We start from the raw sequence: 19913 nt of genomic DNA on the forward strand, positions 1-19913 counted from the left end.
CTTAGGACACGACCTCCACCTTAGAAAGGGACCGGTGGATGTAGCCGGTCACTTTGTCTCACCGAAGAAGGAGAAGACGAGCCCGTCTTCGCTCTCCTTGGCGGTTGCCTTGACCGATGCAATCTCGACGCTGATGCGGCCGATATCATCGAGCAGGAGACTTTTCGGCAATTCCACAACGCCGATGGAGCAGCGCAGCAGCGGGAAATCCCGTTCGCGGCCGGAGCGATCATGGCCGCGGATCTTGCCGGATGCCCGTTCCTCTTCGGAATAAAGTTCGATGACATCGCCATGGAAATCGGACAGCAGGCGTTCGAGGATTTCGTTCAGTTCCTCGCGGGTCCAGTCGCGGACGCCGATGAAGAAATCGTCGCCGCCGATGTGACCAAGGAAATCGTCCTCCGAGAAGAAGTAGCGTTTCATCAATGCGGCAAACAGCGAAATCGCATGATCGCCCTTCTGGAAGCCGTAGTGGTCGTTGAACGGCTTGAAGTTATCGAAGTCGCAGTAACAGAAGAAGCGGCTTTCCTCGTCGTCGCGGCCGGCTTCCTGCATGAAATCGCGGACCGCGCGGTTGCCCGGCAGGCTGGTCAGCGGGTTCTGGTCCTGGGCGATCTTCAGCTGCTTCTCGTTGACCACCTTGATGAGGGCTGCGGCCGAAACGACACCGGCATAACGCATGTTCTCTGTGAGAATGACGCAGGCGCTGTTTTCCATATTGGCGAACAGGCTCATCAGTTCCTCCGCCTCGGCATCCAGCCCGATGATCGGCGCTGGCTCGACGAAATGAGCTATCGAACGTTCATAGAGCTTGTTCTTCAACAGATCGCGGCCGAAAGGCTGATAGATGAATTCCTTCAGGTGATATTCGCTGATGACGCCGCGCGGCTCTCCATTGGCGTTCAAAACCGGAAAGAAGGCCTGGCGCGGATTGCGACGAAAGAGTTCGAACACGCTATCGATCGCATCGTTTTCAAAAACTGTCGGCAGTTTTTCGATCTGCTTGCGGATGAGGATTTCATCGAGCGACTGGCTTGAGCGGCGTGTCCGACCGATATCGGCAAGATGCGGAAAGGCAGGTTTCAGTTCAGTCAGGAAGGTCGTCGGCTTGGCGATGAAATAACCCTGAACGAGATCGACCCCGTATTCGCGGCAGGCGAGGAACTCGGTCTCCGTCTCTATGCCCTCGGCAATGACCCGGATACCCAGCGTGTGGGCAATGTTGACGATGTTCTTGACCAGATGGCGCTTGCGCGGGTTCTTGTCGATCTCGCAGATGAAATGCCGATCGATCTTCAGATAATCGACCGGGAAATCGCAGAGCAACTTCATTTCCCCGTGGCCGACGCCGAAATCATCGATGGCGAGCTTGAAACCCGCCTTGCGCATATCGGCGACCAGATCGGCAAATTCCGGCACGCTGGTATTGTCGAAACGCTCGGAGAACTCGAAACAGACAGACGACGGTGCGATGCCCGCGGCGCGAAGATGATGCAGCACTTTTTCGAGGAATTCGTGGCCCTGGCGGATCAGGCGCACATCGAGGTTCAGGAAAAGCGTTGTCGACGAATATTCGGGAAGCGTTGCGAACTTGGCGAGCGCCCGGGCGGACATCATCTGTTCGAGCGCCAGAAGCTGGCCTGTCTGATGGGCCTCGTCGAGCAATTCCGGCGGAGAGGAAAACCCGATCCGTTCATGACCGCGCAGAAGCGACTCGTAACCGAAGACTGATCCGGTCGCGACCTCGACAATCGGCTGGAAAGCGTTCTCCAGCACCAGCTTTCCAAGCGTCACGAGCTGATCGCCTGCATATCGCCGGATCACACCCGGTTCGAGAACAGCCGCAGACGACATACGCAATACTCCATTGCACGAGCTCTTTTCGAAAGGCTCGAATAAGGCCTAAAATGATGTGGCGCAGGTTGCCGTGCGACCCGTCAACAATCCGTTGCCCGTCTATGAAAATCGCATGAAAGTTTTGTGACAGCCGTCCGGTATTTGCTTAAAATTCAATGAATTACGGCGACAACATGAGACTCAGACAGATCGTGCGGCAAGCGCCAGGGCAACGATCGCCCATCCCTGGATCATCAGGTCCAGGCTGAGGAAAATACCAAGCACAAGCAAGCTGTTAACCGGCCAGCCTAAAGCGATGACGAGACCGGCCAGCGCCGTGATGACGCCCGCGGCGATGATCCAGCCCGCACCGCGCACCGGGCGAAGCTTGAAACCGACCCATATGCGGAAAATGCCTGCGACCATTAGTGCCACCGCCATCAGCAGTGTGAGCACGACGGCCGTGAGCGCCGGGTTCCAGAAAGCGAGCAGGCCGGCGATTGTATAGAGCGCGCCGCTCAGACCCCAGAAGAGGCCGTGTTCCCAGCCCTTCACCTGAAAGGCATGGATGAGATAGCCGATACCGCCGATCAACATCAGCATGCCGATGTAGAAGACGGAGGCGATGGTGGCGGCAAAAAGATTGGCAAAGGCGATAAAGCCGAAAACGATCAGCAGAATACCGAGAGCGAAGAACCAGCCCCATCTTTCACGCAGTTTCGAGACCGACGGTGTATCCAGACCAAGACCATGACCAACTCCTTTGATTTCGCTTGAGGCCAAACCTTGGGCGATGAAAGCTCCCGCGGCTTGGATGTTTTTACGACGATCAATCACATTTGGCGCGGTGACCGATGGCGTCAATGGCGCGCTTTTGGGATAGCCCGGTTCGCAATCGACGCTTGATCGGAGGCGCGATCGAAAATAACTCCTTATGTTGCCCTTCCTGCACCCACGAGGCCTGCCGCGATCATGTCCCGCCCGAACATTCTCATCATCATGGTCGACCAGTTGAATGGGACGCTGTTTCCTAACGGCCCGGCCGACTGGCTGCATGCGCCGCATCTGAAGGCACTGGCCGCCCGCTCGGCGCGGTTTGCCAACAATTACACGTCCTCGCCGCTCTGTGCCCCCGCCCGCGCCTCGTTCATGGCCGGGCAATTGCCGAGCCGGACGCGGGTTTATGACAATGCCGCTGAATATGTTTCGTCGATCCCGACCTATGCGCATCACCTGCGCCGTGCCGGGTATTACACCGCACTTTCGGGCAAGATGCATTTCGTCGGGCCGGACCAGCTGCACGGGTTTGAGGAGCGGCTGACGACGGATATCTATCCGGCAGATTTCGGCTGGACGCCGGATTACCGCAAGCCGGGCGAGCGGATCGACTGGTGGTATCACAATATGGGTTCGGTCACCGGCGCCGGTGTGGCCGAGATTTCCAACCAGATGGAATATGACGACGAGGTGGCGTTTCTCGCCAACCAGAAGCTCTACCACCTGTCGCGCGAAAACGACGATGCGGATCGGCGGCCCTGGGCGCTGACGGTGTCGTTCACGCATCCGCACGACCCTTACGTGGCGCGGAAAAAATTCTGGGATCTTTATAACGATTGCGAATATCTGATGCCGGACGTCGGCATGTTGCCGGAACAGGATCCGCATTCGGCCCGCATCCTCAAATCCTGCGATTATGCGAGCTTTGACATCACCGAGGACAATGTGCGCCGCTCGCGCCAGGCCTATTTCGCCAATATCTCCTATGTGGACGAAAAGGTCGGCGAGTTGATCGACACTTTGACCCGCACACGGATGCTGGACGATACGGTCATCCTATTCTGTTCCGACCATGGCGACATGCTGGGCGAGCGCGGATTGTGGTTCAAGATGAACTTCTTCGAAGGGTCTGCGCGGGTGCCTTTAATGGTGGCCGGCCCCGACATAACCCCTGCCCTGCATTCGGCCCCCGTCTCCAATCTCGACGTGACGCCGACGCTGTGCGATCTCGCCGGCATCTCTATGGCCGAGATCGAGCCCTGGACGGATGGCGAAAGCCTGAAACCGGTGATCGACGGCGGCACCCGCGTCTCGCCGGTGCTGATTGAATATGCCGCCGAAGCGTCCTATGCGCCGTTGGTCGGCATTCGCGAGGGGCGCTGGAAATACATCCATTGCGAACTCGACCCGGAACAGCTTTACGACCTCGAGGCCGACCCGAAGGAACTGGCAAACCTTGCCGGTGACCCCGCCTATGCGGATGTACTGGAGGGCTTTCGGGCCAAACGCGACGCCAAATGGGACATGGCGGAATTCGATTCCTCGGTGCGCGAAAGCCAGGCCCGCCGCTGGGTGGTCTATGAGGCACTGCGGAACGGCGCCTATTATCCATGGGACCACCAGCCCTTGCAGAAAGCCTCAGAGCGCTACATGCGCAACCACATGAACCTCGACAATCTGGAAGAGTCCAAGCGCTACCCCCGTGGGGAATAAGAGCGGATTGGGCGGAGAGTAAGAATGAAAGCACAGCCGAAAGCCAGCCACTTCATCGATGGCGACTATGTGGAAGATGAAGCAGGCAGCGTCATCGAAAGCCTTTACCCCGCCACCGGCGAGGTGATTGCAAGGCTGCATGCGGCAACGCCTGCAATCGTTGAACGCGCGATTGCGGCCGCCAAACGTGCCCAGCCGGAATGGGCGGCGATGAGCCCGACGGCGCGCGGCCGCATTCTCAAACGTGCAGCCGAGATCATGCGGACAAGGAACCGCGAGCTTTCCGAACTCGAAACACTCGATACCGGCAAGCCGATCCAGGAGACGATCGTTGCCGACCCGACTTCGGGCGCCGACAGTTTCGAATTTTTCGGCGGCGTGATCGCGGCCGGAATGAACGGCCAGTATATCCCGCTTGGCGGCGACTTTGCCTATACGAAGCGGGTGCCGCTCGGCGTCTGCGTCGGCATCGGCGCGTGGAACTATCCGCAGCAGATCGCCTGCTGGAAGGGCGCACCGGCGCTGGCCGCCGGCAATGCCATGGTATTCAAGCCATCGGAAAACACGCCGCTGGGTGCCTTGAAGATTGCCGAAATCCTGATCGAGGCCGGGCTGCCGAAGGGGCTCTACAACGTTATCCAGGGCGACCGGACCACCGGGCCGCTTCTGGTCAATCACCCGGATGTCGCCAAGGTGTCGCTCACCGGCTCGGTGCCGACCGGCCGCAAGGTGGCGGCAGCCGCTGCCGGACAACTCAAGCATGTGACGATGGAGCTTGGCGGCAAGTCGCCGCTGATCGTGTTCGACGATGCGGATATCGACTCGGCCGTCGGCGGAGCGATGCTCGGCAATTTCTATTCGACCGGCCAGGTCTGCTCCAACGGCACCCGCGTCTTCGTGCAGCGCAAGGTGAAGGACCAGTTCCTGTCGCGGCTGAAAGAGCGCACCGAACGGATGATTATCGGCGATCCGATGAATGAGGCGACGCAGGTGGGGCCGATGGTCTCCTTCGACCAGCGCCAGAAGGTGATGTCCTATATCGACAAGGGCAAGACGGAGGGCGCCACGCTCGTCACCGGCGGCGGCATTCCCAACAATGTGTCCGGCGAAGGGTATTACGTGCAGCCGACCGTGTTTGCGGACGTGACCGACGAGATGACGATCGCTCGCGAAGAGATTTTCGGGCCGGTCATGTGCGTGCTCGATTTCGACGACGAGGCGGAAGTGATCGCACGGGCGAATGCCACCGAATTCGGGCTTTCGGCGGGGGTGTTCACCGCGGATCTGACACGCGGGCACCGAGTGGTGGATCAGCTGGAGGCCGGGACCCTGTGGATCAATACCTACAATCTCTGCCCGGTGGAAATTCCCTTCGGCGGATCGAAACAGTCCGGTTTCGGCCGGGAAAATTCGCTGGCCGCGCTGGAGCATTATTCCGAACTGAAGACGGTTTATGTCGGCATGGGAAAGGTCGAGGCGCCGTATTGAGACGAATGGGTGGGGCTACCCCTCACCAACTTCGGGCAAGGGTTCGCTCCGCTCACCCGGCCTTCGTATCCTCTCCCACGAGGGGAGAGGAAGGGTGCCTCACGCGCCGCCTCGACTTCGGGCAGGAGAGTGCCGCGAGTTTTTCCTCTCCCCTTGTGGGAGAGGATAGCAAGTCCGCGAGAGGCGAAGCCGATCGCTGGACGCGCTTGGTGAGGGGTCAACAACCTCCGCCGTGAATGCCGAATGCCGTAATCAGGGGACAAATTATAATGCAGGCAGATTTCGTCATCATCGGTTCCGGTTCAGCAGGGTCTGCCATGGCTTACCGCCTGTCGGAGGACGGCCGCCATTCGGTGATCGTCATCGAAGCGGGGGGCACCGATTACGGCCCGTTCATCCAGATGCCGGCAGCCCTTGCCTGGCCGATGAGCATGAAGCGTTACAACTGGGGTTATCTCTCCGAGCCGGAACCCGCGCTCAACAATCGCCGCATCACCGCGCCGCGCGGCAAGGTTCTCGGCGGTTCGTCGTCGATCAACGGGCTCGTGTATGTGCGTGGCCATGCGGAAGACTATAATCGCTGGGAGGAACTCGGTGCGCAGGGCTGGGCGTATGCGGACGTGCTGCCCTATTTCAAGCGGATGGAACATAGCCATGGCGGCGAAGATGGCTGGCGGGGCACGGACGGGCCGCTGCATGTGCAGCGCGGGCCGGTGACCAATCCGCTGTTCCACGCCTTCATCCAGGCCGGCGCGCAGGCGGGTTTCGAGACGACGCAGGATTATAACGGCTCGAAACAGGAAGGTTTTGGGCTGATGGAGCAGACGATCTTCGAGGGTCGCCGCTGGTCCGCTTCGAACGCCTATCTGCGGCCGGCGATGAAGCGGAAAAATGTCGAGATCGTTTATGGCCTCGCCCAGACGGTCGTCATCGAGAACGGCCGGGCGGTCGGCGTCGAGATTTTGCGCCGCGGTGTGCCGGAAGTGGTGACGGCGAACCGCGAGGTGATCGTCGCCGCCTCGTCGTTCAACTCGCCGAAACTGCTGATGCTGTCGGGGATCGGGCCGGCCGAACACCTGAAATCGCTGGGCATCGAGGTGAAGGTTGACCGGCCGGGCGTCGGCGCCAATCTGCAGGACCATATGGAGTTTTATTTCCAGCAGGTCTCGACCAAGCCGGTATCGCTCTATTCCTGGCTGCCGTGGTTCTGGCAGGGGGTTGCGGGGGCGCAATGGCTGATGACCAAGGGGGGGCTTGGCGCCTCCAACCAGTTCGAGGCCTGTGCCTTCCTGCGCTCGGAACCGGGGCTGAAACAGCCGGATATCCAGTATCACTTCCTTCCCGTCGCGATTTCCTATGACGGCAAGGCGGCGGCGAAAAGCCATGGTTTCCAGGTGCATGTGGGCTACAACCTGTCGAAATCGCGCGGGGCCGTGACGCTGCGTTCAGCCGATCCGAAGGATGATCCCCTCATCCGCTTTAACTACATGAGCCACGAGGAAGACTGGATCAAGTTCCGCCATTGCGTGCGGCTGACCCGCGAGATCTTTAACCAAAAAGCCTTCGACGACTATCGCGGGCCGGAAATCCAGCCGGGCGAAAAGGTGCAGAGCGACGACGAGATCGACGCCTTCCTGCGCGAGCATCTGGAAAGCGCCTATCACCCCTGCGGCACCTGTCGAATGGGAGCCAAGGATGACCGACAAGCGGTGGTCGATCCGGAATGCCGGGTGATCGGTGTCGAGGGGGTTCGCGTGGCGGATTCATCGATCTTCCCGCATGTCACCTATGGCAATCTCAACGGGCCTTCGATCATGACGGGAGAAAAGGCGGCCGATCATATTCTCGGTAAAACGCCTCTGCCGCGCTCCAATCAGGAGCCCTGGGTCAACCCGCGAGCGGCGCTGAGCGACCGTTGATACAACTTTCAGTTACTTTTGGTTGCAAAACTAATTTTTGCAATCTTAAATAGCGAAGATATTTTCGCCTCAGTTCAAAGTTGGGGGCGAATCATGATGGGCAATGTGCTGGCGCTAGCGCCGGAAGAGTTTGTGCGTGTGCTTGCAAAACAGTCATCCATCTGGCGCAGAAGCGGCGGGTTTGCGGGAAAACGCCACCGGCGAAATCTCAGGCGGCGGTGGATCCGCCTCTACAAGAGCAAACGCGGCATCCAATCGCTTGCCCAGTACGGTCGCCCGGAGATTGGGATCCTTGCCTCGGATATTGAGGTGTCGCCGGAATCGTCGATCATTCTTCTTTTGCCCGACAATCGGTACCTCAGCGAGCAAAGTGGCGAGCCGGACTCCGATATCGGCAGAAAAACCCTCCCGCTTCAAGGCACATCGGTGAACTCACGCCGGGAGTTGCGACGCCTGATACACTCTGCGATGGCATCACGATCGAAGACAACGCTGGATCTCATCAACGCATCGCATACTTACCGTCAGTCATTGCCGTCGGTGGCGCGTGTCAGACATGGCAAACGCCTTGCCCTGCGCGGCGTATATCTGGAAGCGCTGGGCATAGCGATCCTGCCGCGCCTGGAACAGCCGATGATCGAGATCCTGCAAAAGCAAGGCGCCGAAGTTCTGACGAACTCTGAAATTCTGGTGAGTGCACCGGATACCGTCAGGTTGGAAACGCCGCCGGATTTCTGGCATCGCCGAATTCTGCCGAATGCCGGCGCAGAACCCCAAGACTATCGCGGAAAAGGTATTTCGATCGGCATTCTCGATACGGGCATAGATCCCGACCATCCGGAATTCTCTCACAAGGATATCGTCTACAGCGAGTTCGATGAAAACGGCATTCTGGTCGAGAATGCTCCGAAGCGCGATTTCGGTACGCACGGAACCCACGTCGCCGGCATCTGTGTCGGTCATACGGCCGGGATAGCGCCCGACGCTCACCTTTCAGTCGCCGGCCGCCTTGACGAGCACAAGAGACGGCCAGCTGCGTGGTTCCTTCGCCCAGATGCTCGGTGCGCTCAACTGGCTCATCGACCAGGCGGGGCCCGATGCCAACGGCGTGGAGATCATCAACGCGTCTCTGGGCACGCCGCATATGAACCCAGGAGACATCAAAAGCCTTCACGAAACCATCAACAATGCCTCGAAACTGGGTGTCGTTGTGGTTGCCGCGATCGGCAATAACGGCCATCTGGGCGGCGGCAATCACAGTTTTCCCGGAAAGCTCGATAATGTGATCGGCGTCGGTGCCATAGACCGAAACGATAGAGTCGCGGTCTTCAGCGACTGGGGACGCTCCTATGGAGAAGCGGGTCGGCGAGGCCGCAGAAAGCCCAATATCGTTGCGCCCGGCGTCGATATCCACAGCGCACTTGCAGGCGGCGGTTACGCCTCCATGAACGGAAGTTCGATGGCGACTCCATGCGTTAGCGGCGCGCTGGCGCTTATTCTGGAGGAGGCCCGAAGCCGGAAAACGAGCGCACCGCAGCATTTTGTGGATGCGTTGATGACGTTAACGAGATATAGTGATATCTGGGCGTATAATGACCCGCGAGTGGGTAAAGGCTGCGTCCATCTTGACGGTCTGGTACCGGGACCCTAGCTCTTCCTTCAAAGGATTCACCATGCTGAATGCCAGAGTCAGGAAGATCGTGTCGAACTCCGCCCCTCAGGACTCGATCGTTTTCATCGTCGAAGTCAATGCCGATCAGGAATTGTCGCATGTCTGGGATATTCCGGACCTGAGCGCGCGGAAAGCTGCCCTGCGGGAGGTATCGTCGCGGATAAAAGCCCCGGTCATCGATACGTTGAACGCCTACGAGCCGCTCGGCCTGAAGGTCGTCAACACGATGAACGGCTCGATGCAGCTGATCGCCAAGGGGCCTGCGGCCGCCTGGAAACAGGCGATTGGCGAACATTCGGACCTTTTCGATGGACGACAGGTCGATCTCGTACCCAATGAAGCAAGTTTCGCGGCGATATAACATACCGCGTTATCGTCTCACATCATAGGTGACAGCCGGTCCAGTCGATCGACGATCAGGCGGGTCAGCGCCTCGTAGTCGCCATCGAAATGATGACCGCCTTTGCGTGACTGGACATCGGTGCCGGCGATCTCTTCGACTGCCGGACAAGCGCTGTCTTCTTCTTCCACACCATGGATGCACTGGATCTTGTTAGGCTCGACACCGCTCAGGTCGTCGACCGGATCACCATGTTTGCCGGCGCCGGTATAACCAAGCCAGCCGGTGACGGCGATTTCGAAATCGGCCTGATGCGACAGCGCCAGAAGCGACACGAGACGAACGGCTTGCCGGTCGCTTTCGGGAAGCCGGCGATAGGTGGCGGGCAGGATGTTGGCGCCGAAGGAATAACCGATCAGCACGACGTTTTCGACCTTCCAGCGTTCGCGGTAGGTGGCGATGATGCGGGAGAGGTCTGCCGCCGTCTGTTCCGGCGTCTTTTCATTCCAGAAGTAGCGCAGCGCATCGACACCAACAACAGGGATGCCCTCGTCCTGCAGATGTGCCCCGAGCTTCTGGTCGATATCGCGCCAGCCGCCGTCGCCGGAATAGATGATCGCCATCGTGTTGCGGGTCGGTGCGGACTCGATCGGCACGATCGGAAGGTCGAGCGGGGAACCGTTCGTGGCGGCGGCGGTCAGCATGCTGCGCGAGACCGTGAGCAGGGCATCTTCCGAGACCTCGTCTTGCGCCGTTACCTCGATGCCGGGGTGGGAGCGTTTGAGATCATCGACATGATCTCGCCCACCCTCGCCGGCTTCAGGGGTGAACACGACATCGACCGCGTTCGGCAAGGCGCCTTCCGTCAGGCCGTAGCTCATACCGCCGTCAACGCTGATTTTCGGCGCAGGCGTGCAGAGGATTTTCGACAGCGGAATAGACGGCTCCGGGTCGACAGCCAGCGTTGCACCGATGGTGGAGAATGGTGTCTGGGCGGCAATTGCCAGAGCCAGCGATCCGCCCGCACCGATACCGGCGACCATGGGTGGGCGATAGGTCGTCATCTCGCGGTTGCGGTGGATCTGACGGCTGAGTTCCTCGATATCCGAGACAAGATAGAGGCAGTCCCGCTTTTCTTCGCCGAGTTCGGCATAGTAATCCGGCAGATCGACGCCCACGACCACAGCGCCGTCGGCAGTCAGTGCATCCGACATACTGTCTTCCTGAGCGCCCCAGCCATCGCCATCCGACAACAGGACGATGATGCCTTTTTCCTTCACCTGCGGATCGCTGATGCGGGAGGTTGGCAGACTGACGATCTCGTTTTGGGCGAAATACGAGCGGTAGAGTTCAGCGATACCAGCGACCAGGGTAATCGCTGCAACGATAACCGGCAGTGCCCTCATCTGCGCAATATTCCGCGCAAGCCGCCACCGATCAGCATGGTGACATCGAAGATGGAGGCGAACGGAAGGCCACGGCCGGAGACCACGAGATAACGCGGTTGCCAGACCGGATCGAACTTGGACTTGAAAGCCTGCACACCACGGAAATTGTAGAAGCGCTCGCCGAATTCGAAGATCTCGCGGCCAAGGCGGTTCCAAAGCGGGGCGTAATGGTGGTCTGCCAGGCCCGCAAGCGGCGCCATGCCGAGATTGAGGGTGCGGAATCCACGCGCCTTCATATGCTCCATGATACGCACGAAGAGCAGATCCATCATGCCGCGATGGACATCCGGAATGTGGCGCATGAGGTCGATGAAGGCATCGCCATGCTGCCCGGCTTCGAGAATATTGGCGAAAGCGACGATACGCCCTTCCATGCGGATGACCGCCACCGGGCATGCCTTGACATAGGCAAGATCGAACGTGCCAAGCGAAAAACCCTTTTCCGACGCGTTATGCGAAGCCAGCCATGTGCGTGAGACCGAAAGAAGCTCATCGATGACTTCCGGCACCTCGTCTGCCGGAAGCATGGAAAATTCCAGCCCGTCGCGTTCGGCGCGATTGATCGAGCGACGCAGTTTCAGCCAGGCGCCACCCTTGAGGTCGAAACGCGTCAGATCCACCACCGCCTGCTCCCCGAGCTTGTAGGGGCGCAGGCCGCTATCGAAGGCATGTGGCAGGAAAGCCTTTGAAACCTGATAGAAAACTGGCCGACAGCCCTCGCCGCGCGCCGTCACCATGAATTTTTCCAGCAGCTCCGGCCAGAGGTGCTGCGGGCCGACCGGGTCGAACAGTGCGACCAGCGAATGGCCGTGTTTGGCATACATGACGAATGCCTGCTCGCAGTCGGAAAACAGGATGCTTTTGTCGCCAAGTCGGACAAGGCCCGCGCTGGCATTGGGCTGGGTTGCGAGGATTGCAAGCGCCTTTTCCATTTCTTCCGGCAAGGGGCCTTTCCGGACACGTCTGTCCTGGCTGGCTGCGCGGAGAAAACGGGCAAACAGTGGCTGACGCGATGGTGAAATGGTATCGACTACAGTCGATGGTAGCAGAACATTCTGCTCAGATTGGCAGGTTTCATCGACTTGAGCCGACATTGGAAGCCTATAGAGACGTTGAACCGCAATTGCCTTAGCGTATTTCCATTTACCGAGTCTTACGCCTCAAAGATGTAGCGGCTGCGACACATAGGCCGGACATGTGCGCCTATGCACGCAAAACGGGTTTTAGCCAGAAACCCGACCGCCTGACGATGCGCTAGTCTTTTGCGACCTTCTCCGTCTTGTCCCATTGGCCATCGATAAAGCGCACCGCATCGATGATCGTCAGTTTCCACACCGACCACACATGATCGCCATCGGTGATCCGCAGTTCGGACGGACGGCCGCCGGCCTGCAGCGTCTCGTGCAATGCCACTGCACCGCGCCAGAGAAAGAAGCCGTCATCATCGCCGCAGGTGATGAAGGTTGCCGGCAGGTCGGTCTGTTCGGCAATATGCTGGGCGACGAGAGTGAAGATGTTCTTTTCGTTGAACAGCCGCGCATCGAAGGGCGTGCCGAACGCGCCGGAAAAATGATCGCCGGTCGAAGGAAGCACGACGCCACTGGTGACTGTGGTCCGATCGATGCGATGGAAGAAGGCGCTGTCTTCGATGAGTTTCAGGTCGGCCGGGGTCTTGTCGAGATCGGAAGCCGGTACATTCTGCCAGATAGCCCCGGACAGGCTGGCCACCGCGCCATAAAGATCCTCATGGCCGTAAGCCAGATGCAGCGCGCCGAAGCCGCCCATCGACAGGCCGGCAATCGCCCTGCCCTCACGGTCCTTGCGCACAGTCATGGTGTTTTCGATTTCGTGGCGGAGATCGGAGGTGATGGCTGTCTCGTAGTCGCCCGGCCCTGCTACGGCGGCGGAATCCACGTACCAGCTGTTCTCAACGCCCGGCATGACGACGACCAGCGGACGGATCGTCTTTTCCGCAATTAGCCTGTCGAGCGTCGCGTGTATCTCGCCAAGGTCGCGCCAGCTGTTCTGGTCGCCGTCATGGCCGTGCAACAAATACAGAACCGGCCAGCCGCCTTCCGGCACCTCGCCATCCGGCTTGTAGACGTTGATGGGGAATTCGGCATCGAGTGCATTGCTGTGAAAGCTGGCATCCGCGATCGACCCTGCATGTGCAGAAGCAGCAAGGCCGACGCTGACAATGGCGGATAGAACAAGCTTCGACAAAAACGGCATTCCAGCCCTCGCTCTTCATTCCTGGACAGGGCTGGAACGTAGGCAAGGTCGAGGGGTTCCGGCACGACGCCGGCCATCCGTTACTTGGTAAAGATTTTCCAGCGGGTCGGGCGGAAGCGGGCTTCGGAGCCGAGCTCGATCGGCGCGTGCAACGGAACCTCGACCTCGACATGGAAAGGCGCATGGCCATTGTTGGCGATGTCGATCTCGGCGATGCGGGTGCCGGCCAGACGCCGAGAGGCGGTAACCTTGCCGGACAGCGCCTCGCGCTCATCCGTCAACACCACGTCTTCCGGGCGGAAAAACAGGTCGCCGGCACTGTCGGAACCTTGCGAAATACCGATCGGCTCTCCTTGGAACAGAACTGCACCATCCTTCACCTCGACCGGTAGATGCGAGGATTCGCCGATGAAGGAGAAAACGAAGGGAGATTGCGGGCGGTCGTAGACGTCATCCGCCGAGCCAACCTGCTCGATCTTGCCCTGGCTCATGACGACGACGCGGTCGGCGAGTTCCAGCGCTTCTTCCTGGTCATGGGTGACGAAGACCGTCGTGTGGCCGGTGCGATCGTGGAATTCACGCAGCCAGCGGCGCAGTTCCTTCCTGACTTTCGCATCGAGCGCGCCAAAAGGTTCGTCGAGAAGCAGGATGCGTGGTTCGATCGCCATGGCGCGGGCAAGCGCCACGCGCTGGCGCTGACCGCCGGAAAGCTGGTTCGGATAACGGTTTTCCAGTCCCGACAGTTGCACCATGTCCAAAAGGTCGGAGACGCGCTTCTTGATCTCGCTTTTCGGCGGGCGGCTGGCTGACGGGCGCACCTTCAGGCCGAAGCCGATGTTCTGCGCCACCGTCATGTGGCGGAACAGCGCGTAATGCTGGAAAACGAAGCCGACATTGCGATCCTGCACCGAGTGATGCGAGGCATCTTCCTCACCGAAGAAAATCTGGCCGGCCGTCGGGAAATCCAGACCTGCGATCAGGCGCAAAAGCGTCGTCTTGCCGGAGCCGGAAGGCCCGAGCAGTGCGATCAGTTCACCGGATGCGATGTTCAGCGACACATCGTGCAGCGCGGCGAAGCGGTCGAATTCCTTGCGGATATTGTTGATTTTGACTTCCATGCGCGATGTATCCTAGTGCCGGCCGCCGGCTGCGCCGGCACCGAACCGAAGTTCGAGAAAGGTTTTCAATGCGAGCGTGACGAGTGCCAGAAGCGCCAACAGCGAGGCCACAGCGAAGGCAGCGACCATGTTGTACTCATTATAGAGTATCTCGACATGCAGCGGCATGGTGTTGGTGAGGCCGCGGATACGGCCGGAAACAACCGACACGGCGCCGAACTCACCCATGGCGCGGGCGTTGCAGAGCAGTACGCCGTAAAGCAGGCCCCATTTGATATTGGGCAGCGTCACATACCAGAAGGTCTGCCAGCCCGAGGCGCCGAGCGACAGCGCCGCCTCCTCGTCGCCGGTGCCCTGATCCTGCATCAGCGGGATCAGTTCGCGTGCGACGAAGGGAAAGGTGACGAACACGGTGGCGAGCACGATGCCGGGCACGGCGAACAACACCTCAATGCCGTAGCTTTTCAGCCATGGCCCGAGCAGGCTTCCGGTGCCGAACAGGAGCACATAAACGAGGCCCGATATGACCGGCGAGATCGAAAACGGAAGGTCGATCAGGGTGGTCAGAAACGCCTTGCCCTTGAACTCGAACTTGGCGATGGCCCAGGAGGCTGCGAGACCGAAAACAAGGTTGAGCGGCACGGCGATGGCGGCCACCGTCAGTGTCAACCGGATAGCGGCCCAGGCGTCGGGTTCGGCCAAAGCTTCGTAATAGGCCTCCCCGCCCTTGCGGAATGCTTCGACAAAAACCACCACGAGCGGCAGGAAAAGGAAGAAGCCGAGGAAGACAAGCGACAGACAGACGAGGACGAGCTTGGTTGTGAAGCTTTCATCGGCCGGGTTACGGAAGAGGATGCGGCGGTTCTCAGACATTGCCATACCTCTTTCGGCTCCAGGCCTGGATGAGATTGATCACCAGCAGCATGGCAAAGGAGATCAGCAGCATGATCGTGGCGATTGCGGTCGCACCTGCATAGTTGAACTCTTCCAGCCGGATGACGATCAGCAGCGGCGCGATTTCCGAAACATAGGGGATGTTGCCGGCAATGAAGATGACCGAGCCGTATTCACCGACGCCGCGGGCAAAAGCGAGTGCGAAGCCGGTCAGCAGCGCCGGCGTCAGGCCGGGCAAAAGCACGTTGAAGATCGTCTGGAAACGGTTGGCGCCAAGCGTGGCGGCCGCCTCCTCCACTTCGCGGTCGATCTCTTCCATGATCGGCTGCACGGTGCGCACTACGAAGGGCAAACCGATGAAGATCAGCGCGATAACGATACCGATCGGCGTGAACGCGATGCGGAACGGCATGAAAAGCGAGCCGATCCAGCCATTCGGTGCATAAAGCGAGGCAAAGGCGATACCGGCGACCGCCGTCGGCAGGGCGAAGGGAAGATCGACCATCGCATCGATCAACCGGCGGCCGGGAAAACGATAACGGGTGAGCACCCAAGCGAGCAGCGTGCCGAAGACGACATTGACCAGTGCTGCGATAAAGGCAGTGCCGAACGAGATGTAGAGGGCTCTGATCGTTCGCTCGTCGGACAGTATGGCGAGGAAGCCGGACCAACCGAGATCCGCCGTGCGCCAAAGCAGGCCGGCGATAGGAATGAGTATGATCAGCGACAGGTAGGCGAGCGAAAAGCCGAGCGTCAACCCGAAGCCCGGGATGATACTCGGCTGTTTCAATCTCCAGCCCGCTTTTGAAGCGGTAGCGGATGCGGTCATGCTTGGTTCCGAATTCTTCTGACAGGCCCAACATGGCGACGATGCGGCATGAAACTACCGCACCGTGCGCCGAGTGTCACTTGAAGCCTTTTACTTGGCGCCGGGCTTGTAGATCTGGTCGAAGACGCCGCCGTCACCGAAATGCTCCGGCTGGGCCTTCTTCCAACCGCCGAAGATCGGGTCGTCGATGGTGACGAGCTTGATCGGCGGCAGCTGCTTCAGAAGTTCAGGCTTGACCACTTCAGGCTTGGACGGGCGGTAGAAGTGCTTGGCCGCAATGTTCTGGCCTTCATCCGAATAGAGATATTGCAGATAGGCTTCCGCCACCTTGCGGGTGCCCTTGGCATCGACCGTCGAATCGACGACCGCAACCGGCGGTTCGGCGAGGATCGAGATCGGCGGGACGACGATATCGAAAGCGTCCTTGCCGAATTCCTCACCGGCCAGATAGGCCTCGTTTTCCCAGGCGAGCAGGACGTCGCCGATCTGGCGCTGGGCGAAGGTCACCGTAGAGCCGCGAGCGCCGGTGTCGAGAACCGGAGCGCGCTTGTAGAGATCGCCGATATAGGCCTTGATCTTGTCCTGATCGCCCTTGAATTCTTCATTGGCCCAGGCCCAGGCTGCAAGATAGTTCCAGCGGGCGCCGCCCGAGGTCTTCGGGTTCGGGGTGACGATGGAGACATCGCCTTTCACCAGATCGCCCCAGTTCTTGATGCCCTTTGGATTGCCTTTGCGCACGAGAAAGACGATCGTCGAGGTGTAAGGCGAGGCATTGTTGGGCAGACGGGTGCGCCAATCTTCCTTGATTTTGCCGGTCTTCTGGATGGCGTTGATGTCGCTTTCCAGCGCCAGCGTCACGACATCGGCTTCAAGACCGTCGATTACGGAGCGTGCCTGCGCGCCGGAACCACCATGCGACTGGCGGATGGTGACATCATCGCCGCCCTCAGCCTTCCAGTGCTTGGCGAAGGCTGCGTTGAAATCCTTGTAGAGCTCGCGTGTCGGATCGTAGGACACGTTGAGAAGCTGGGTCTCGGCAAAGGCCGGCGCAATGCTTCCGGCGGCGAGAGTCACGCCGAGCGCGAGCACTGCAAGCCGCTTTCCAATCCCATCGGTGAAGTTCAGCATAGGGTCTCTCCTGTGAAGCCTTGGCCTGTAAATTTGGGCCCGTACCTGCGGCCTGTAATCTGGGCTAAACTCTATCGGTCAGGTCGTCTTAGTCAATTCACGGCGAAAAGAAGGCAAAACTGTTTCCCTTGAAGGGGTTCACGCGACAAAGAATGCGTCCCGCGAACCTAGAGTGGCAGAACGGCAGCGCTGGGAAAACACCGATCCGCAAAAACACAATCCGGCAGGAATTGGTTCCGGGAGGTCATTTTCGGCATCACTCCGCCTCCCTTTTCAGGAAAACCTCCGTATGGCCGACCGCCTCCGGCACGTCACGGAAGGGCGGGCAGAAGTCGAAACCGTAGGCGCGATAGATGGCGATCGCATCGATCATGTAGATGGTGGTGTGGGCCAGCAACCACTTTTTCCGGCGGGTTTCTACGGCGTTGATCACCGCTCGCATCAGGCTGCCGCCGATGCCTTTTCGGCGGAAGCCGGGATCGACATAAAACCTGTGAAGCTCGTCCGCCGTATCGTCGAAAACGGAAAAGGCCAAACATCCCGCCGGCCGGCCATCCCAGGATGCCAGCAGCATTCCTGTCCCCGGTTGCGCGTAACGCCGGGCAAGGCTTGCCGCAGTCTCACCGTGATAGAGATCCATCACCAGTTGCGCATCAACGCCATGGGTCGCAGCCATGGCGACGTCCCATTCCGCCAGTTCACGGCAGAGTGCCGCGGCGATCTCGAAATCATCCGGCGATTTTGCGATGGACAAGGAAAACATGCCACGCCCCTCGATTGCAGGAGCACATTAGCATGACCTGTTGCTACTCAATAGACAGCAGCATGTTTGACAGAGAGAGACTTACGCCGTCAGCAGTTCGCGCACCTGAGCGGGCTTTTGCGTGCCCTCGCCTGCCCCTTCGATGGCATCGGCGATCGTGGTGTTGAACAGGACGTCGCGAGTTGCATCGGCCACACGGGCGAAGACGTGGCGGATCTCACAGAGGTGTTCGCCGTCACAGTCGTCGCATTTGCGATAGGCGGTCTGCGACAGGCAGGGAAGCGGTGCGATGGGCCCATCCATCAAGCGCAGGACTTCGCCAAAAGAGATGGCATCGGCGGATTTGAGCAGCAGATATCCGCCCTGCTTGCCGCGGCGGCTGACAACGATGCCGGAGCGCTTCAGGTCAAGCAAGATCTGTTCCAGAAACTTCTTCGGGATAGACTGCTGGACCGCTATCTCCGAGATGAGCATGGGCTCATCCGGATCGGCCTGCGCCAGCGCCGCAAGGGCTCTCAGCGCGTATTTCGCTTTCTGGGATATCATCACGCAACCATCAACAGCAACGCCGCCGCGAGGCCGATTTGAACCTCACGTCGCCGCTTCACATTTCGCATTCCATGGCTCTGCGAATGGCTTGAAAGCGACATCCGCAGTCGCCTTTGTGCAAACGTCGATGCCGCATTGCACACTGGCTTATGAACTAGCGCAAACATGCAAAAATTACAAACCTATGCGGGCATTTGCTGCCGTAAAAACAGTCACATTTGGTTAAGGCGGCAGGTTTTCTGTGTAGGCAGAGCTTTGGAGAGATATTTGCTCCGCAGAACCGGCTGAAGAAACGGCTTTTCCTGTCATCTCCTTGTGCAACCCGCGATAATGCAAGCACTTGCTGATGAAAGAAGAACCATGACGTCGCATGATGTGATTGAGCGTATCGCGTATGGAGAGGATGCAGAGATCCTCGCTGCCGAACTGAACGCCAGACTTGCAAGCCTTGATCTTCCCGGCCGTCTTTCCGCTGCCGCCGAACTTGGCCATGCCGTTTTCACAACCTCGCTTGGAATAGAAGATCAGGTGATTACCGCCGCGATCGGCACGCACCGCCTCCCGGTCGAGGTTTCGACGCTGGAAACCGGACGCCTGTTCAAGGAAACGGTCGAGCTGATTTCCGAAACGGAAGATCGCTACGACATTGCCATCCGACGGTTCCGGCCGGAACAGGACGATATCGATGCCTATGCCGAAAAATATGGCCTCAACGGTTTTTACGACAGCATCGAAGCGCGTCACGCCTGCTGTCACGTGAGAAAGCTGATTCCGCTCGCCAAGGCACTTGCAGGAGCGCAGGTGTGGGTGACGGGCCTGCGCCGTGGCCAGTCCGGCAACCGTGCGTCCACGCCGTTTGCCGAATACGACGCCGAGCGCGATCTCATCAAGGTCAACCCCCTGGCCGACTGGGATATCGAAACGATCAACGCCCATGTGACGTCGCAGGATATCCCGATCAACCCGCTGCATGCCCGCGGTTATCCCTCCATCGGCTGCGAGCCCTGTACCCGCGCCATCAAGCCCGGCGAGCCTGAACGCGCTGGACGATGGTGGTGGGAAGGTGACGAGAAACGCGAATGCGGACTGCATGTCCCGGAAAACGCGTCTCAGCCGATACCGGCTTCGGCTCCGCTGGCGAGTTCCATCGCCCGCTGACGCTCAAGTCCCCACTCTTTGTGTGAAACATTCAAGACCTACCGGAGAC

The 19913-nt window shown here is 59.4% G+C and carries 17 protein-coding genes and 1 pseudogene; 7 read left to right on the plus strand and 11 right to left on the minus strand.

What is annotated here, in order from left to right; genetic code table 11:
• Positions 1 to 48 precede the first annotated feature (48 nt).
• On the minus strand, positions 49 to 1854 hold the full coding sequence (locus tag FHP24_RS06020; RefSeq protein WP_139674259.1) for a bifunctional diguanylate cyclase/phosphodiesterase: 1806 nt from the start codon (positions 1852 to 1854) through the stop codon (positions 49 to 51).
• A gap of 183 nt (positions 1855 to 2037) precedes the next feature.
• Complete coding sequence (locus FHP24_RS06025; protein WP_246091613.1) at positions 2038 to 2619, minus strand: HdeD family acid-resistance protein; 582 nt, start codon at positions 2617 to 2619, stop codon at positions 2038 to 2040.
• Between the two features lie 189 nt (positions 2620 to 2808).
• Here FHP24_RS06025 and betC point away from each other — a divergent pair, with 189 nt between their 5' ends.
• From betC to FHP24_RS06055, 6 genes and pseudogenes are all read left to right on the plus strand, one after another.
• A complete protein-coding gene (betC, locus tag FHP24_RS06030; RefSeq protein WP_139674267.1) occupies positions 2809 to 4326 on the plus strand; it encodes a choline-sulfatase in 1518 nt (505 codons plus the stop codon).
• A gap of 24 nt (positions 4327 to 4350) precedes the next feature.
• Positions 4351 to 5814, plus strand: a complete 1464-nt coding sequence (betB, locus tag FHP24_RS06035) for a betaine-aldehyde dehydrogenase (RefSeq protein ID WP_139674270.1) — start codon at positions 4351 to 4353, stop codon at positions 5812 to 5814.
• Positions 5815 to 6083: 269 nt separating this feature from the next.
• Positions 6084 to 7733, plus strand: a complete 1650-nt coding sequence (gene betA / locus FHP24_RS06040) for a choline dehydrogenase (protein ID WP_139674273.1) — start codon at positions 6084 to 6086, stop codon at positions 7731 to 7733.
• A 633-nt stretch (positions 7734 to 8366) separates the two neighbouring features.
• Positions 8367 to 8720, plus strand: a pseudogene (locus FHP24_RS29390) (S8 family serine peptidase); the annotation flags it as partial.
• Between the two features lie 67 nt (positions 8721 to 8787).
• Positions 8788 to 9384: a S8 family peptidase gene (locus FHP24_RS29395; protein ID WP_139674279.1), complete on the plus strand. Its 597-nt coding sequence runs from the start codon at positions 8788 to 8790 to the stop codon at positions 9382 to 9384.
• Between the two features lie 22 nt (positions 9385 to 9406).
• The gene (locus tag FHP24_RS06055) at positions 9407 to 9766 is read left to right on the plus strand and encodes a hypothetical protein (RefSeq protein WP_139674282.1); all 360 of its coding nucleotides are present in this window, start codon (positions 9407 to 9409) and stop codon (positions 9764 to 9766) included.
• Positions 9767 to 9783: 17 nt separating this feature from the next.
• Here the strand turns inward: FHP24_RS06055 and FHP24_RS06060 are convergent, their stop codons facing one another.
• The 9 genes from FHP24_RS06060 to FHP24_RS06100 form a co-directional block, all read right to left on the minus strand.
• On the minus strand, positions 9784 to 11151 hold the full coding sequence (locus FHP24_RS06060) for a virulence factor family protein (protein ID WP_139674284.1): 1368 nt from the start codon (positions 11149 to 11151) through the stop codon (positions 9784 to 9786).
• Positions 11148 to 12137, minus strand: coding sequence for a GNAT family N-acetyltransferase (locus tag FHP24_RS06065; protein ID WP_246091614.1), 990 nt, complete (start codon positions 12135 to 12137; stop codon positions 11148 to 11150). The genes FHP24_RS06060 and FHP24_RS06065 overlap by 4 nt, the downstream gene beginning before the upstream one ends.
• 310 nt (positions 12138 to 12447) lie before the next feature.
• Positions 12448 to 13425 carry an alpha/beta hydrolase gene (locus FHP24_RS06070; protein WP_139674290.1) on the minus strand — a complete coding sequence of 326 codons (978 nt, stop codon included), beginning with the start codon at positions 13423 to 13425 and terminating at the stop codon, positions 12448 to 12450.
• Positions 13426 to 13505: 80 nt separating this feature from the next.
• Positions 13506 to 14543, minus strand: coding sequence for a sulfate/molybdate ABC transporter ATP-binding protein (locus FHP24_RS06075; RefSeq protein WP_139674293.1), 1038 nt, complete (start codon positions 14541 to 14543; stop codon positions 13506 to 13508).
• A 12-nt stretch (positions 14544 to 14555) separates the two neighbouring features.
• Positions 14556 to 15416, minus strand: coding sequence for a sulfate ABC transporter permease subunit CysW (gene cysW / locus FHP24_RS06080; RefSeq protein WP_180355911.1), 861 nt, complete (start codon positions 15414 to 15416; stop codon positions 14556 to 14558).
• On the minus strand, positions 15409 to 16266 hold the full coding sequence (gene cysT / locus FHP24_RS06085; RefSeq protein ID WP_139674299.1) for a sulfate ABC transporter permease subunit CysT: 858 nt from the start codon (positions 16264 to 16266) through the stop codon (positions 15409 to 15411). The genes cysW and cysT overlap by 8 nt, the downstream gene beginning before the upstream one ends.
• 90 nt (positions 16267 to 16356) lie before the next feature.
• Positions 16357 to 17394, minus strand: coding sequence for a sulfate ABC transporter substrate-binding protein (locus FHP24_RS06090; RefSeq protein WP_139674301.1), 1038 nt, complete (start codon positions 17392 to 17394; stop codon positions 16357 to 16359).
• A 256-nt stretch (positions 17395 to 17650) separates the two neighbouring features.
• Complete coding sequence (locus FHP24_RS06095) at positions 17651 to 18157, minus strand: GNAT family N-acetyltransferase (protein WP_246091615.1); 507 nt, start codon at positions 18155 to 18157, stop codon at positions 17651 to 17653.
• A gap of 81 nt (positions 18158 to 18238) precedes the next feature.
• Complete coding sequence (locus tag FHP24_RS06100; protein WP_139674304.1) at positions 18239 to 18703, minus strand: RrF2 family transcriptional regulator; 465 nt, start codon at positions 18701 to 18703, stop codon at positions 18239 to 18241.
• A 363-nt stretch (positions 18704 to 19066) separates the two neighbouring features.
• Here FHP24_RS06100 and FHP24_RS06105 point away from each other — a divergent pair, with 363 nt between their 5' ends.
• Positions 19067 to 19864, plus strand: a complete 798-nt coding sequence (locus tag FHP24_RS06105; protein WP_139674307.1) for a phosphoadenylyl-sulfate reductase — start codon at positions 19067 to 19069, stop codon at positions 19862 to 19864.
• Positions 19865 to 19913 lie beyond the last annotated feature (49 nt).

The sequence above is a fragment of the Aliirhizobium smilacinae genome (assembly GCF_006335145.1).
In the GTDB taxonomy this organism is placed as follows: Bacteria; Pseudomonadota; Alphaproteobacteria; order Rhizobiales; family Rhizobiaceae; genus Neorhizobium; species Neorhizobium smilacinae.

Excerpts from the sequence above, each read along its gene's own strand:
- FHP24_RS06070 (WP_139674290.1), bottom strand. The coding sequence starts at position 13,425 with ATGCCGTTTTTGTCGAAGCTTGTTCTATCCGCCATTGTCAGCGTCGGC.
- betB (WP_139674270.1), top strand. The coding sequence starts at position 4,351 with ATGAAAGCACAGCCGAAAGCCAGCCACTTCATCGATGGCGACTATGTG.
- FHP24_RS06055 (WP_139674282.1), top strand. The coding sequence starts at position 9,407 with ATGCTGAATGCCAGAGTCAGGAAGATCGTGTCGAACTCCGCCCCTCAG.
- FHP24_RS06060 (WP_139674284.1), bottom strand. The coding sequence starts at position 11,151 with ATGAGGGCACTGCCGGTTATCGTTGCAGCGATTACCCTGGTCGCTGGT.
- FHP24_RS06075 (WP_139674293.1), bottom strand. The coding sequence starts at position 14,543 with ATGGAAGTCAAAATCAACAATATCCGCAAGGAATTCGACCGCTTCGCC.
- betC (WP_139674267.1), top strand. The coding sequence starts at position 2,809 with ATGTCCCGCCCGAACATTCTCATCATCATGGTCGACCAGTTGAATGGG.
- cysW (WP_180355911.1), bottom strand. The coding sequence starts at position 15,416 with ATGTCTGAGAACCGCCGCATCCTCTTCCGTAACCCGGCCGATGAAAGC.
- cysT (WP_139674299.1), bottom strand. The coding sequence starts at position 16,266 with ATGACCGCATCCGCTACCGCTTCAAAAGCGGGCTGGAGATTGAAACAG.
- FHP24_RS06105 (WP_139674307.1), top strand. The coding sequence starts at position 19,067 with ATGACGTCGCATGATGTGATTGAGCGTATCGCGTATGGAGAGGATGCA.
- FHP24_RS29395 (WP_139674279.1), top strand. The coding sequence starts at position 8,788 with ATGCTCGGTGCGCTCAACTGGCTCATCGACCAGGCGGGGCCCGATGCC.
- FHP24_RS06095 (WP_246091615.1), bottom strand. The coding sequence starts at position 18,157 with ATGTTTTCCTTGTCCATCGCAAAATCGCCGGATGATTTCGAGATCGCC.
- FHP24_RS06090 (WP_139674301.1), bottom strand. The coding sequence starts at position 17,394 with ATGCTGAACTTCACCGATGGGATTGGAAAGCGGCTTGCAGTGCTCGCG.
- betA (WP_139674273.1), top strand. The coding sequence starts at position 6,084 with ATGCAGGCAGATTTCGTCATCATCGGTTCCGGTTCAGCAGGGTCTGCC.
- FHP24_RS06020 (WP_139674259.1), bottom strand. The coding sequence starts at position 1,854 with ATGTCGTCTGCGGCTGTTCTCGAACCGGGTGTGATCCGGCGATATGCA.
- FHP24_RS06100 (WP_139674304.1), bottom strand. The coding sequence starts at position 18,703 with ATGATATCCCAGAAAGCGAAATACGCGCTGAGAGCCCTTGCGGCGCTG.